The sequence below is a fragment of the Achromobacter insuavis genome (assembly GCF_902859645.1).
In the GTDB taxonomy this organism is placed as follows: domain Bacteria; phylum Pseudomonadota; class Gammaproteobacteria; order Burkholderiales; family Burkholderiaceae_B; genus Achromobacter; species Achromobacter insuavis.
In genome coordinates, this window is sequence record NZ_CADIJR010000051.1 from 1 (window position 1) to 13,675 (window position 13,675).

Genomic DNA, 13,675 nt, shown 5'->3' on the forward strand with positions numbered 1-13,675 from the left:
GGGTTCGCCGGGTGCAACAGGCGCAGCGGGTGCTGCGGGCGCGACCGGCACGCCGGGCGCGACGGGTACCGCCGGTGCGCCGGGGGCAGCAGGTGCAAGCGGTGCAGCAGGCGTCCCGGGCGCGGCAGGCGCAGGCGGGGCAGCAGGTGCTTCGGGCGCGGCAGGCGCAAGCGGGGTAGCAGGTGCTTCGGGTGCGGCAGGCGCAACGGGCGCAACGGGCGCAACAGGCGCAACAGGCGCAACAGGCGCTGCGGGCGCTACGGGTGCAGCGGGTGCGACCGGCGCCGCCGGGGCAACTGGCGCCACGGGAACCACAGGGGCCACGGGCGCAACCGGTGCCACGGGCGCGGCAGGCGCCCCGGGAGCGGCGGGCATGCCCGCCGCCTCGGGCGCTCCGGGCGCCAACGGCGCCGCCGGCGCCTCGACGGCCGCCACGCAACAAGACAAGGCCGCCGCGGATGCGGCGGCGAGCAACACCAAGGATAAGGATTTGACTTCTTCCATGCCGGCCTGGCTGGCCGACAATCTACTCGTCATCGTCACCGCCGTCCTGGCGCTGATCGCCTTCGCCATCGCCTGGGTGCTGCGGCGCGCGGGCGCGCGGCGCGGCGACGACGATGAGGAAACCTATGCCTACAACGAGCCGGCGCTGGACACGGCGGCGCTGAATCGCAAGCTCGATTCCATCAGCCTCGACCTGGATGAACCGCCCACGGACGAACCGCGCCCGGTCGGCGGTCCTCGGGTTTGAGCGATGTCTAGAGTTGCATTGGGGCTGGCCTATGACGGCTCCGCCTGGCAGGGTTGGCAGACCCAGCCGCACCGGCAGACGGTGCAGGACACGCTGGAAGCCGCGCTGGCGCAGTTTTGCGGGGTCGCGGAGGCGGTACCCACCATCTGCGCCGGCCGCACCGATACCGGCGTGCATGGCGCGATGCAGGTGATTCATCTGGACACGCCCCTCGAACGCCGCATGGAATCGTGGGTGCGTGGCGTCAACGCGTTCCTGCCGCCGACCATTTCCGTACAATGGGCCAAGGCGGTGTCGGACGATTTTCACGCCCGTTTCTCCGCCCGTGCCCGCACCTACGTCTATCTGCTGTGGCGCGGGCGCGTGCGGCCCGCGCTGTGGGCCGGCCGCGCCGGCTGGTGCCATCACCCGCTGGATGTCGAGGCGATGCGCGCGGCCGCGGGCGCGCTGCTGGGCGAGCACGATTTCTCCAGTTTCCGTTCCTCGCAGTGCCAGGCCAAGCATCCGGTGCGTGTCATGCACCGGCTCGATATCGAAGAGCGCGGCCCATTCCTGGTATTCACGCTGCGCGCCAACGCGTTCCTGCATCACATGGTGCGCAACATCATGGGGGCGCTGCTGCAGATCGGGCAGGGCCGCGAGTCGGTGGACTGGATGGCGCAGTTGTTGTCATGGCGCGACCGCCGACGCGGCGCGCCCACGTTTTCTCCCGATGGCCTGTATCTGTCGGCCATCGACTATCCGGACGAATTCGGCCTGGACGAATTGGATGGCGGGGCCGTGCTGCTGGCGCCCTTTACCCAAGCGCCGGGCAGCCCGTCCTAGCCGGACGCTTGCCGGCGCCCACTGGAGGCCTGTCTCATGCAACGCCGTGCGTTTTTGAAACGAACCGCCCTGGGGGCCGCGAGCGGCGCCGCGATCGCCGCGCCGGTCTACGCACAGGAAGCGCCCGCCGTGTCGTGGCGGCTGGCTTCCAGCTTTCCGAATGAGTCGCCGACCCTGTTCGCCGGCGCCGAGGACGTGGCGCGCTACGTCAGCGACGTCACCGACGGCAAGTTCCGCATCGAGATCTTCTCGGCCGGCGACCTGGTGGACGCTGGCCAGGTGCTGGACGCGGTCCAGCATCGCATCGTCGATTGCGGGCACACCGCATCGACGCGGTTCTTCGATACCGATCCAGCGCTGTGTTTCGATGCCGGCGTGCCGTTCGGCCTGAACACCCGGCAGATGAACGCCTGGATGCTCCAGGGCGAGGGACTGGCGCTGACGCGGGTGTTGTTCGACAAATACGGCATCCTGAATTTTCCCTGCGGGTTCACCGGCGCGCAGATGGGCGGCTGGTTCCGCGGCGAGGTCAAGACGCTGGACGACCTGCGCGGCCTGAAGATCAAGGCCGGCGGCTTCGCCCGCCAGGTGCTGGCCCGCATGGGCGCCGAGCCCGTCGACCTGCCTATCGCCGATACCTACGCGGCGCTGGAGCAGGGCGGCGTCGACGCGGTGGCCTGGATTGGCCCGCACGACGATGAGAGCCTGGCGCTCTACAAGGTCGCGCGCAACTACTACTTTCCCGGCTGGTGGGCGGGCACGCTGCAGCTGTCGCTCTATGTGAACCAGGCCGCGCACGACGAGTTGCCCAAGCCCTACCAGGCGGCGCTCGGGCTGGCCGCGCGCATGGCCACCGCCAACATGATCGCCAAGTACGACGCCGGCAACCCCGACGCGCTGCGCCGGCTGGTGCAGCGCGGCGCGCAGCTCAAGGCCTTTCCCCGGCCGATGCTGCAGGCCGCGCACGAGGCCGCGCTCAAGCTCTACCAGGAACTGAGCGCGAAAGACCCCATGTTCAAGAAGCTGTACGAGAGCATGACCGCCTTTCGCGACAAGGAAATCCCCTGGTTCCGCGTGGCCGAGGGCGGATTCGATTCGCTCATGGCCAACCTGGGGCAGCCGCAGGCGTGAAGCCTGGCGCGTCGCCCTCGCCGGCCGCGCGCCGGGGGACGCAAGCGCGGGGCGGGCTCGCCTTATACTGATTGCATCCGTCGCGCTGGGCGACGCAAGCGATGAATTCCATGCGCACACGCATCAAGATCTGCGGCCTGACCCGCGAAGAAGACATCGACGCCGCTGTCTCGGCCGGCGTCGATGCGATCGGCTTCGTCTTCTACCCCAAGAGCAAGCGCTACGTCACGCCGACCCGCGCCGCCCAATTGCGCCGCGCGGTGCCGGCATTCGTCGACGTGGTGGCGTTGTTCGTGAACCCCGAGCCGGCCGAGGTGCAGGCCGTGCTGGACGAGGTTGGTCCCGAGCTGCTGCAGTTCCACGGCGATGAGACGCCGCAGGCCTGCGCCCGCTATGGCCATCGCTACCTGCGCGCATTCCGCGCGGGCGCGCCGGGCCTGGCGACGGCCGAAGAACTGGCCTCGTATTGCCGCGCCTATGGCGAGGCGGCCGGCTGGCTGTTCGACAGCTACAGCGCGGGCTACGGCGGCAGCGGTCATGGCTTTGACTACAGCCTGCTCGCCGACGTGAAGGCCGATTCCGTGTCGCGCCCGCTCATCCTGTCGGGCGGCCTGACCCCGGACAATGTTGCCAGCGCGGTGCAATCCGTGCGTCCGTGGGCGGTCGATGTGAGCAGCGGCGTCGAGGTCGAGCAAGGAATAAAAAGTTCTGATAGAATCTCGTTCTTCGTTGCTGCGGTGCAAGCCGCAGACGCGAAGAGATAGGGAAGTTTGTGGTGCTTGGCCGGTGTGGGAAATGCGTTTTCAGCCCCGGTCGTTGCGGCAAAAGAATAATGTGAATGAAAGTTCGCAAAATTCTGGAACGCAACAAAAACAGCAAAAAATCTGAAAAGACGATTTGCAGAGTTTAAAAAAGCACTATATAATTCTTCTTCTTTGCAGGCGGTTAGCTCAGCTGGTTAGAGCGCCACGTTGACATCGTGGAGGTCGTTGGTTCGATTCCAATACCGCCTACCAAATTCCTGCAAAGTGAGTGCTTGATCGAGCTAATCAAGCATCACCTGAAAAGCCGCGACAGTCTATGACTTTCGCGGCTTTTTGCTTTGTGTCACGCGCAATGTGTGACACGCTGGAATCTGGCACACCATTCGCCACCAGTCTACGAATCAGCGATTCGTTGCAAGACACGGTTGCGGCAAGGGAGTGTCGTTACTTGACGACACAATGTAGAATCGCTGCCCTGAGAAGACAACCGTGCGGTGATGATGTTTAGCTATAGACGTGAACTTGATGGCATACGCGCCATTGCGGTACTTGCCGTGCTGCTGTTTCACGCGGGGTTTCATGCTTTTCCGGGCGGTTTTGTCGGTGTCGACATATTTTTCGTATTGTCTGGCTATCTGATAACGTCCATCCTCTCGGAGGAGGCCCGGTCGGGTGCGTTCTCGTTCAAGGCGTTCTATGAACGCAGGGTTCGACGCTTGTTGCCGCCCCTGGTGCCCGTATTGCTGCTGAGCACTACGGCGGGCTTTATCCTCCTTGGCAGTAAGCAGTTCGTTGACATGACCGAGAGCCTGCTGGCTTCTCTTGGTCTGGCTTCCAACTGGTATTTTCTTTCGAGCGTGGGCTACTTCGACGGTCCTGGCGAATTCACGCCGTTGCTCCATATGTGGTCGTTATCCATCGAGGAACAGTTCTACCTGGTATTTCCCTGCTTGTTGGTGTTAAGCCGTCATTGGAAGAGACAATGGTTGTTGCTCGCGTGCGGGGTGCTGCTGCTGCTTTCCATAGGACTATCGGAAATGCTGCTGCGCGTGAATCAAAAAGATGCCGCGTTCTACAACTCTTTCGGTCGATTCTGGGAGCTGCTGCTGGGTGCCTTTGTGGCATTGGCAAAGTGGTCCGAGCCACGGCGCCTTCTGGCCAACTTGCTGGAACTGATTGGCATCAGCATGATTTTCGCCGGAGTGCTGTTGTATGCACCGACCACGCCTTTTCCTGGTATTTTTGCTCTGTTACCCACTGTGGGTACGGTGCTGCTCATTGTTGCCGCGGGTCGGGGGCATATCGTCTCGCCACTGCTCAAATCGAACGCCGCAGTGGCCGTCGGATTGATTTCCTACGCATTGTATCTTTGGCATTGGCCGATTATTGTTTTCCTTAGGATTGTGAATCCCGTGGCGGGACCGAAAGCGATGGCTATCGCACTCGGCGCGACCTTCCTCTTGGCCACGGCTTCCTATTTCCTGATTGAAACGCCAATTCGTCGCAAGCGCGTTTTCACGAGTCGACGAGTGGTCTATGCCTCGGCGGCGACTGCGATCGCCATGATGGCGATTGTGGCAGTCGTCGCCAGCAGCGAAATGCTCAATCCGGTACGAGCTGTGGTGGCGGAGAAAGCACTTGGGGCCATGTATGACACGAGGCGATCGGCCGCCATTTCGACTCTCAAAGCAGCAGAAGAGTTCTACCAGAAGAATCTCAATCTGAATTACACGGGGCGTTCGGGACCCTACGACGCCAAAGCATTTGCCGGACGCCATACTTGCAGTTATGACGAGGGCAATACAATCTCACGCCTCTATGACTGCCTGGTCGGGCAAGCCCAAACGCATAATGTACTGGTGCTTGGGGACAGCATCGGGCGTGATACGTTGTGGGCCTTGCGGAGGGCCTATCCAGAACAGAGTTTCCTGATGCTGCACCAGTCCGGATGTCCGCCGAGTGATTGGCATCGAGCAGGCGATGCCATTGGCTGTTTTACGGGCGCGGCTGACTTGTTGGCCCGTGTCCGTGACAAGGTTCAGATTGATGGTGTGATCGTAGCATTCAGATATCGACCCTCTGACTGGGCCGAGGTGGAGGCTGGCTTGGATATGGCAAAAACGATCAGCCCGAACGTCATCCTGCTGGGGGTGTCGGCTGTTTTTACACAACCTGTAGCCAGTTTCCTCAAGTCTCTTCCGAAGGGAACGCCCGTCCCGCGGGCGATCAGCAAAAGCGATGCGAGTATGGTGGAGTGGGACTACAGCGCTATCGCCGAACAAGCAAAGCTAATGGCGGATCGGCATAGTGTTGCATTTGCAAACACTTCGTCTTTCTACTGCAAGGTGCAAGAGTGCGCGCTTTGGAAGGAAAACTCGTACAAGATGCCGATATATTGGGACAACCAGCATCTCACGGATTTCGGTATAGACGCCTTTGCCCAGTTTCTGGGCACACAGGCAGATATGGCGCATTTTTCTGCGCGGGTAGACATGACCAGAAGGGCTAACTAGCCTAGAAGGCCGCCGTCGTGCGTGGCTTTTTCCTTGCCTGTCCTCTTGATGGCGACGTGGGCGTTGAGCGGGGAGTCGGCGGGCTCAATCCGCCCGCAGGCAGCGCCCCGCCATTTCCATATAGTGTCCCAACCCTGGCGTCGACAAACCGACCACCTTGGCCAGGTCGTCATAGCGGCGCAGCCGCACCGCCGCCAGCGCGTGCAACTGGGTGGCGAAGGCGTCGGCCTGCGCCGGCGTGAAGACGCCGCCTTGCAGTTCCAGGCTTTGCACCGAGGCGGGCGACAAGGTGTCCAGATAGGCGGGTTCGATCGCGCCCAGGTAGCGCTTGGCGGCGACGTGCAGGCGCACCGGGGTGGTGACATCGTCGCCGAACAGGTGGGCCAGGGCGTCGGCGGCGACTTCCTGGTGACGCATGTCGGTGGTGATGCTTTCGGCGAGCATGAGGTGGCCGATGTCGTGCAGCAGCGCGGCGACGATCACGGCTTCCGGCTCGCCGGCCTGTTCGGCCAGCTGCGCGCATTGCAGCGCGTGCTCGGTCTGGCTGATGGCTTCGCCGCCGTAGTAGGCGGCGCCATGGTGGGCGAACAGGTTCTCGATGGTGGGCAGGGTGAGCATGGGATGCCTTCGTGGACAGGGACCGTCAGCGACGATATCGCCCCATGGTGACATCTAGATGACTAGAGCATATTCAGCGCGATCCGTGCGTGCCGGTTTCGGTGATAGTCTTGGGCCTCACCTGGGAGAATCGATGCGCGTCCTACCGTTCAAGCTTGCCGTCGTCAGCGCCTGCCTGTCGCTGGCGGGATGTCTGGCCACCGCGCCGGTCGAGCAGCGGCCGCGCGCGGACGAGATTCCAATGTATGGCGGCGCGGACCGTTCCGTGCCGGCCGTGCAGGCGGCGGACGACAAGCTGATCGCGGAGGCGACGAGCGCCTTCGGTTCGCGCGCCAATGCGGCGCAGGCGTGGGTGGAGCAGGGCTTCCGGTTCTACCAGGCCGACCAGCTGGGCATGGCCACGCGGCGGTTCAACCAGGCGTGGCTGCTGAACCCGGACAACCCAAGCGTCTATACGGGCTTCGCGGCGGTGCTGCACGACCAGGACAAATTCTGCGATGCGATGAAGATGATGGAGAAGGCGCTGAGCCTGAAGCCGCCGTCGTTCCAGGGCATCTATGCCGATGCCGGGCGCATCGCCGCGCGTTGCGCGGCGCAGGACACGACGCTGACCGGCCCCGAGCGCGCGGCCATGATCGCGCGTTCGGACGCGCTCTATCGCAATGGCGAGCGGGTGGAGCCGGACAAGGCCTATCTCTACAACTCGTGGGCCACGGCGTATTACTGGAACGGCCAGTATGCGGATGCCTGGACCATGATCGGCAAGGCGCGTCAGGCCGGCGGGCGCGGCAGTCCGCAATTCCTGGAGATGCTGCGGGCGAAGATGCCGGAGCCCGCGCAGCATTGACGGCGTCGCGTTGTGGCGCTTTGCGTCGTGGCGTGTCGCGTTGCGTCGCGTCGCGGCCAGCCGAACTGAACTGAGGTGAGGTGAGTTGGTCCCGCTCCATCCCGCCAAGGAAAGGCCGTTAGCTGCAGGTCAGGATATTGATCCAGGCGATGGCGCTGGCCAGCAGGCCCGCGGCCTGGATGCGTTCCGGCGTCTGGCGGCCGGCCTGCAATTGGGCCAGGGCTTTTTTCATGTGGGTCAGCGGCGTCATTTCCGGGGCGGCGGGCGTGGCGACGAGCGCGGTGCCGGGCCGCGGCGGCTTGGCGTGGGGCGTTTCTTGGGTCAAGGGTGTCTCCTGGGGCAATGCCGGTCGTGGCGCGAGGGGATCTGACCGAAGGCGGCGGCAAATGTTCCGGGTGCCTTGGTATCCGGAAGGCGGCCTGGGCCACGCGTCGGCGGGATCCACGGTACGCGCGCGCAACTGCTATCCTGCACCCCATCATGATGAGAGCACTGTGGCTGATCCTGGGTTGCGCGATGCTGGCGCTGGGCGTGATCGGCGCCTTCCTGCCGGTGATGCCGACGACGATTTTCCTGATCCTGGCGGTGGGCTGCTTTTCGCGTTCGTCGCCGCGGCTGGAGCGCTGGCTGCTGGACAGTCCGACCTACGGGCCGTCGCTGCGCGCCTGGCGCGAGCAGGGCGCGGTGTCGCGCAAGGGCAAGTGCTATGCGTCGCTTGGCATGGCGGTGGGCTATGGCCTGTTCTGGTGGGGCGCGAAGCCGTCGCTTTTGCTTGCATCTGGGGTGGGGCTGTTTTTCCTTGCAAGCGCGGCTTATGTGCTGACGCGTCCCAGTCCGCAACCGCTTGATTCCGAAACGAAAACCCGGGCGGAGCGGGACGATCCGGCGGCAGGCGCCTGAAGCCTGATCGAAAGGCCGCGACGCGCGTAACGCGTCGAAACCAACGTGACTCTGCCGCTTGCCTTGGCGGGCCTCTTTCTCTGCTTAAATGGCCTGCAGCGCGGCTGGGCCGGCGGGTGTATCGCCCGCGCGGCGCTGTGGGCCCGCGAGGAACAACCATGCATATCAAACGACGAGAACTCCTGTTCGCCGGCCTCTCGAGCGCCGCGCTGGGCATGATGACCGAGCCGGCGATGGCCATCGCCGCGCCCAGCGGCCAGCAGAGCATCGACCTGTGGCCGGACAATCGCGCGCCCGGCGGCCCCGGTCCGCAAGAGGCCGAGAAGGTCAGCGCCAAGGGCTCGGTCACGCGGGTGTCGCGGCCGCGGCTGGTGGTGTACCGGCCGGAGCGTCCCAACGGCAGCGCGATGCTGGTGATCGCCGGCGGCGGTTATGCCCATATCGAGCGCGGCACCGAGAGTACGCCCGCCAGCCTGTGGCTGCAGTCGCAGGGCGTGACCGCGTTCGAACTGGTGTATCGCCTGCCGGGCGAGCACTGGCCCGCGGTGGCGCCGCTGCAGGACGGCCAGCGCGCCATGCGCGTGATCCGCGCGTCGGCGCAGGCGTTCGGCCTGGACACCGGGCATATCGGCGTGCTGGGGTTTTCCGCGGGCGGGCATCTGGCGGGCATGACCGCCACCACCCCGGGCGTGGCGCGCTACCAGCCGGTCGATGAAGCCGACAAGCTGTCGTCGCGGCCCGACTTCGCCGGGCTGATCTATCCGGTGCTGACGTTCATGCCGCCGTTCGATCACACCCATGCCCGCCGTTCGATCGTCGGCGAGCACCCCTCCGCCGAGGAGAGCGCGGCGTTCTCGGTCGACCATCTGGCGACGGCGCAGATGCCGCCCACCTTCCTGGCGCAGGCCCAGGACGATCCGATCGCGCCGGTGGACAACAGCCTGCTGATGTTCGGCGCGCTGCGGCGCCTGGGCGTGCCGGCCGAGATGCATATCTTCGCGGCCGGCAAGCATGGCTGGGGCATGGGCAAGCCGGACTCGCTGGTGCATGCGTGGCCCGGCCTGTTCACACAGTGGGCCGCCTTCAATCAGTTTTTCAAGGCCTGACCCCTCGCGGTCAGTGCGAATGGCGCGGGTCGCCGCGGGTCTCGACCACCTTCAGGTACAGCGTCGCGGGCTCCAGGCAGCCGCCGGTGGACAGCTGTCCGACCAGTTGCCGGTAGAGCTCCTGCCACGGGGTCTGCGCCGGTGGCGGCTGGTAGGGCGGGTCCAGGCGGCGTCGCGCCAATTCGGCCTCGTCCACCAGCGCGACCACGCTGCGCTGGTTCAGGTCGACGCGGATGCGGTCGCCGGTGCGCAGCAGCGCCAGGCCGCCGCCCACCGCGGCCTCGGGCGACATGTTCAGGATCGACGGGCTGGCCGAGGTGCCGCTCTGGCGGCCGTCGCCCAGGCAGGGCAGCGAGTCGATGCCGCGCTTGATCAGGTGCGACGGCGGCGCCATGTTGACGACCTCGGCGCTACCCGGATAACCGACGGTGCCGGCGCCGCGGATCACCAGGATGCAGTGTTCGTCGATGTTGAGCGCGGGATCCTCGATGCGCGCATGGTAGTCCTCCGGGCCCTCGAACACGATGGCGCGCGCCTCGAACGCGTTCTCGTCGCCGGGCGCCGACAGATAGGCGCGGCGGAACGCCTCGCCCACCACCGACATCTTGATGACCGCGCTGTCGAAGAAGTTGCCCGACAGCACGATGAAGCCGGCGCGGTGCTTGAGCGGCGCGTCGCAGCCGCGGATGACATCCGCGTCGCGGGTCTTGGCGGTGGCCGCGATCTCGCCGATGGTCTTGCCGGACACGGTGGCGCAGCCGGCGTGCAGCCGGCCGGCGACGAGCAGTTCGTGCATCACGGCCGGGACGCCGCCAGCGCGGTGGAAGCCTTCGCCCAGGTGTTCGCCGGCGGGCACGCAGTTCACCAGCAGCGGCACGTCCTCGCCCAGCCGCTGCCAGTCGTCCAGGCTGAGATCGATGCCGGCGTGGCGCGCCATGGCGATCAGGTGCGGCGGACAGTTGCTGGAGGCCCCCAGCGCCGAGGCGACGACGATGGCGTTTTCGAACGCCTCGCGCGTCAGGATGCGTGACGGTCGCAGGTCCTCGCGCACCATGTCGCAGATGCGCATGCCGGTGGCGTAGGCCATCTGTCCGCGCTCGCGGTAGGGCGCGGGGATGCTGGCGCAGGTGGGCAGCGACATGCCGAGCGCCTCGGCCAGCGAATTCATGGACAGCGCCGTGCCCATGGTGTTGCAGTGGCCCACCGAGGGCGAGGAGGCCGTGGCCAGCGTCATGAAGCCTTCGTAGTCCAGCTTGCCCGCGGCCATGAGGTTGCGGGCATGCCAGATGACGGTGCCCGACCCGACCCGCTGGCCGTCGTGCCAGCCGTCCAGCATCGGCCCGCCCGACAGCACGATGGCGGGGATGTCGACGGTGGCGGCCGCCATCAGGCAGGCGGGCGTGGTCTTGTCACAGCCGGTGGTCAGCACCACGCCGTCCAGCGGATAGCCGTGCAGGATCTCGACCAGGCCCAGATAGGCCAGGTTGCGGTCCAGCGCGGCGGTGGGGCGCCGGCCCTGCTCGGCCAGCGGATGCACCGGGAACTCCATCGGGATGCCGCCGGCGTCGCGGATGCCGGCCTTGATGCGCTCGGCCAGCGTCAGGTGGTGGCGGTTGCACGGCGCCAGGTCGCTGCCGGTCTGGGCGATGCCGATGATGGGGCGGCCCGATTGCAGTTCCTGCCGCGTCAGGCCGTAGTTGAGATAGCGCTCGACGTAGATCGCCGTCATGTCGGCGTGGGCGGGATCGTCGAACCATTTCTGGCTGCGCAGCTTGCGGGGAGTGTCGCTCATGGGTGCCTCTCGTGCTTCCTGTGCTCTCGGTGCTTCGGCCGCCGGCGGCGCGCCGCCGGCCTTGGCCGGGCCTAATTGCGTGCCTTGCCGATCTCGGCGTTCAGTTGCTGGATGAGTTCCGGGCCCAGCTCCTGGGTGTACTTGTCGACCACGGGCTGCACTTTTTCGCGCATGCGGGCGACCTCTTCGGGCGAGACGGTGTTGATCTTCATGCCGGCCTGCTCCAGTGTGCCCATGGCCTTGAGCGAATCCGCGCGGCTGTCCTTGCGTTCGAAGTCGCGCGAGGCCTCGGCGGCCTGGCGCACCAGTTTCTGCTCGTCGGGCGAGAGCTTGTCCCACCACTTCTTGGAGGCCAGCACCACCCAGGGCGTGTAGACGTGGCGGGTGATGGTCAGATAGGGCTGCACTTCATAGAACTTGCTGCTCTGGATCGTGGTGATGGGATTCTCCTGGCCGTCAACGGTGCGGGTTTCGAGCGCCGTGAACAGTTCCGAGAACGGCATCGGCACGGCATTCGCGCCCAGGGTGTTGAATACGCCCAGCGCGATCTGGTTCTGCATCACGCGCAGCTTGATGCCCTGCATGTCCTCGGCGCGCACGATGGGGCGCTTGGAGTTGGTCATGTTGCGAAAGCCGTTTTCCCAATACACCAGGCCGATCAGGCCCCGGGCTTCGAGCTTCTTGAGCAGGTCCTGGCCCAGTTGGCCGTCGAGCACGGCGTCGGCTTCCTTCTCGCTGTTGAACAGGAACGGCAGGTCGAAGACGCCGAATTCCTTGACCATGCCGGCCAGCGGCGCGGTGGACCCGACCATCATTTCCTGCACGCCGCCGACCAGCGCGCTCTGCATCTGCTCGTCGGAGCCGAGGTTGGCCGAGCCGAAGGTCTTCATCTTGAGCTTGCCGCCGCTGAGCTTCTCCAGCTCCTGCGCCAGGTGGCGCGCGGCGCGGCCCTGCACGCTGTCGTCGTTCAGGCCGTAGCCGAAGCGGATCAGCCGCGGCTTGACGTCGGCGGCCGCGGCCACGCCGGCGAAGGCGCAGGACAGGGCCGCGGCCAGCAGGATGAGGCGGGTCTTGAAAGGCTTGTTCATGGTGTTCCTCCTTGGCTTCTTCTGTGTGGCGTCGTGCCGACGCCGCTGTTGGCGGGCCTCAGTGCATCCAGCTCGCGGGGACGGTGATCAGTTCCGGGAAGATCACCAGCAGTACCAGCAGCAGCGTGTAGGCCACGACATAGCGCCAGACGCCCTTGCAGATGGTTTCCATGTTGATGCGGGCGACGCCGCAGACCACGTTGAGCACCGTGCCGACCGGCGGCGTCAGCAGCCCGACGCAGCCCACCATGACGAACATGACGCCGAAATAGACGGGGTCGATGCCGGCCTGCGTGACCACCGGCATCAGCACCGGCGCCAGGATCAGGATGGTGGGCGTCAGGTCCATGACGGTGCCGACCAGCGTCAGCAGCACCAGCAGCGCGAACATCAGCAGCTTGGGCTGGTCCAGCACCGGCTCCAGCAGCGCGATCAGGTCCTGCGGCATGTCGGCCAGCGTGATCATGTAGGACGACACCATGGCGGCGGCCACCAGGAACATGACCACGGCGGTGGTGCGGGCGGCGTTGATGAACAGCGGCAGCAGGTGGCGCAGGCCGATCTCGCGGTAGACGAACAGGCTGACGATGAGCGCGTAGACGGCGGCGACCACCGCCGCCTCGGTCGGCGTGAAGATGCCGCCGCGCAGGCCGCCGATGATGATGACCGGCAGCATCAGCGCCCAGGCCGATTCGCGCAGCGCCCGCAGCCGGGCGCGCCAGGGCTGGCGCGGCATCGGCTTGATGGCGCCGTGCTTGCGCGCCACCCAGGTCCAGACCGCCACCAGCGTCAGGCCCATCATCAGGCCGGGCGCGATGCCGGCGAAGAACAGCTTGGTGATCGAGACGTTGGTGGCGACGCCGAAGATGATGAACGAGATCGACGGCGGGATGATCGGAGCGATGATGCCGCCGGCGGCGATCAGGCCCGAGGCCTGGCCGGCGTCGTAGCCTTTTTCGCGCAGCATCGGGATCAGCAGCGAGCCGAGCGCGGCCGCGTCGGCCACGGCCGAGCCGGACAGCGCCGCCAGCAGCACGCTGGCGAAGATGGCGACGTAGCCCAGTCCGCCCTGGATGTGGCCGACGAACATGCTGGCCAGGTTGACGATGCGGCGCGAAATGCCGCCCGCGTTCATCAGTTCGCCGGCCAGCATGAACAGCGGCACCGCCATCAGCGTGAAGCTGTTGGCGCCGGACAGCATGTTCTGCGCCAGGATCTGGGTATCGAAGAAATCGAGTTGGAACATCATGGCGATCGCGCTCAACAGCAGCGCGAACGCGATCGGCATGCCCAGGGCGATGAAGCCCAGCAGCACCAGCAGGAAGACGGTCAGGATCATG

At 65.8% G+C, this 13,675-nt stretch carries 14 protein-coding genes and 1 tRNA gene; 9 read left to right on the forward strand and 6 right to left on the reverse strand.

Going from position 1 to position 13,675, the window contains the following annotated elements:
* A partial coding sequence (locus tag H0523_RS32415; RefSeq protein WP_306670207.1) for a hypothetical protein occupies positions 1-242 on the reverse strand: 242 nt, incomplete at its 3' end.
* A gap of 131 nt (positions 243-373) precedes the next feature.
* On the opposite strand from H0523_RS32415, the gene H0523_RS32420 reads away from it, so the two are divergent.
* The 6 genes from H0523_RS32420 to H0523_RS21995 all read left to right on the forward strand — a co-directional run bounded on the left by H0523_RS32420 (position 374) and on the right by H0523_RS21995 (position 5,984).
* On the forward strand, positions 374-751 hold the full coding sequence (locus H0523_RS32420; RefSeq protein ID WP_306670208.1) for a hypothetical protein: 378 nt from the start codon (positions 374-376) through the stop codon (positions 749-751).
* Positions 752-754: 3 nt separating this feature from the next.
* The gene (truA, locus tag H0523_RS21975) at positions 755-1,576 is read left to right on the forward strand and encodes a tRNA pseudouridine(38-40) synthase TruA (protein WP_054432448.1); all 822 of its coding nucleotides are present in this window, start codon (positions 755-757) and stop codon (positions 1,574-1,576) included.
* A gap of 36 nt (positions 1,577-1,612) precedes the next feature.
* A complete protein-coding gene (locus H0523_RS21980) occupies positions 1,613-2,707 on the forward strand; it encodes a TRAP transporter substrate-binding protein (RefSeq protein WP_054432447.1) in 1,095 nt (364 codons plus the stop codon).
* Between the two features lie 101 nt (positions 2,708-2,808).
* Positions 2,809-3,471: a phosphoribosylanthranilate isomerase gene (locus H0523_RS21985; RefSeq protein ID WP_082380352.1), complete on the forward strand. Its 663-nt coding sequence runs from the start codon at positions 2,809-2,811 to the stop codon at positions 3,469-3,471.
* A 175-nt stretch (positions 3,472-3,646) separates the two neighbouring features.
* Positions 3,647-3,723 (forward strand) — tRNA-Val (locus H0523_RS21990).
* Positions 3,724-3,968: 245 nt separating this feature from the next.
* Positions 3,969-5,984 carry an acyltransferase family protein gene (locus H0523_RS21995; protein WP_054432383.1) on the forward strand — a complete coding sequence of 672 codons (2,016 nt, stop codon included), beginning with the start codon at positions 3,969-3,971 and terminating at the stop codon, positions 5,982-5,984.
* Positions 5,985-6,068: 84 nt separating this feature from the next.
* Here H0523_RS21995 and H0523_RS22000 read toward each other — a convergent pair whose 3' ends face one another.
* The gene (locus tag H0523_RS22000) at positions 6,069-6,602 is read right to left on the reverse strand and encodes a phosphonate degradation HD-domain oxygenase (protein WP_054432382.1); all 534 of its coding nucleotides are present in this window, start codon (positions 6,600-6,602) and stop codon (positions 6,069-6,071) included.
* Positions 6,603-6,735: 133 nt separating this feature from the next.
* Between H0523_RS22000 and H0523_RS22005 the strand changes: the two genes are divergently transcribed.
* Positions 6,736-7,449: a tetratricopeptide repeat protein gene (locus tag H0523_RS22005; RefSeq protein WP_054432381.1), complete on the forward strand. Its 714-nt coding sequence runs from the start codon at positions 6,736-6,738 to the stop codon at positions 7,447-7,449.
* A gap of 118 nt (positions 7,450-7,567) precedes the next feature.
* Here H0523_RS22005 and H0523_RS22010 read toward each other — a convergent pair whose 3' ends face one another.
* A complete protein-coding gene (locus H0523_RS22010; RefSeq protein WP_054432380.1) occupies positions 7,568-7,774 on the reverse strand; it encodes a hypothetical protein in 207 nt (68 codons plus the stop codon).
* Positions 7,775-7,929: 155 nt separating this feature from the next.
* On the opposite strand from H0523_RS22010, the gene H0523_RS22015 reads away from it, so the two are divergent.
* Together H0523_RS22015 and H0523_RS22020 are read left to right on the forward strand one after the other, a co-directional pair.
* Positions 7,930-8,349 carry a YbaN family protein gene (locus H0523_RS22015; RefSeq protein WP_197286455.1) on the forward strand — a complete coding sequence of 140 codons (420 nt, stop codon included), beginning with the start codon at positions 7,930-7,932 and terminating at the stop codon, positions 8,347-8,349.
* Positions 8,350-8,507: 158 nt separating this feature from the next.
* Entirely contained in the window at positions 8,508-9,455 is a 948-nt protein-coding gene (locus H0523_RS22020) for an alpha/beta hydrolase (protein ID WP_054432379.1), read from the forward strand.
* 10 nt (positions 9,456-9,465) lie between these two features.
* On the opposite strand, the gene H0523_RS22025 is transcribed toward H0523_RS22020, so the two are convergent.
* The 3 genes from H0523_RS22025 to H0523_RS22035 form a co-directional block, all read right to left on the reverse strand.
* Positions 9,466-11,247, reverse strand: coding sequence for an IlvD/Edd family dehydratase (locus H0523_RS22025; RefSeq protein ID WP_054432378.1), 1,782 nt, complete (start codon positions 11,245-11,247; stop codon positions 9,466-9,468).
* Positions 11,248-11,318: 71 nt separating this feature from the next.
* Entirely contained in the window at positions 11,319-12,335 is a 1,017-nt protein-coding gene (locus H0523_RS22030) for a TRAP transporter substrate-binding protein (protein WP_054432377.1), read from the reverse strand.
* A gap of 58 nt (positions 12,336-12,393) precedes the next feature.
* The gene (locus H0523_RS22035) at positions 12,394-13,674 is read right to left on the reverse strand and encodes a TRAP transporter large permease (protein WP_054432376.1); all 1,281 of its coding nucleotides are present in this window, start codon (positions 13,672-13,674) and stop codon (positions 12,394-12,396) included.
* Position 13,675: the final 1 nt, after the last annotated feature.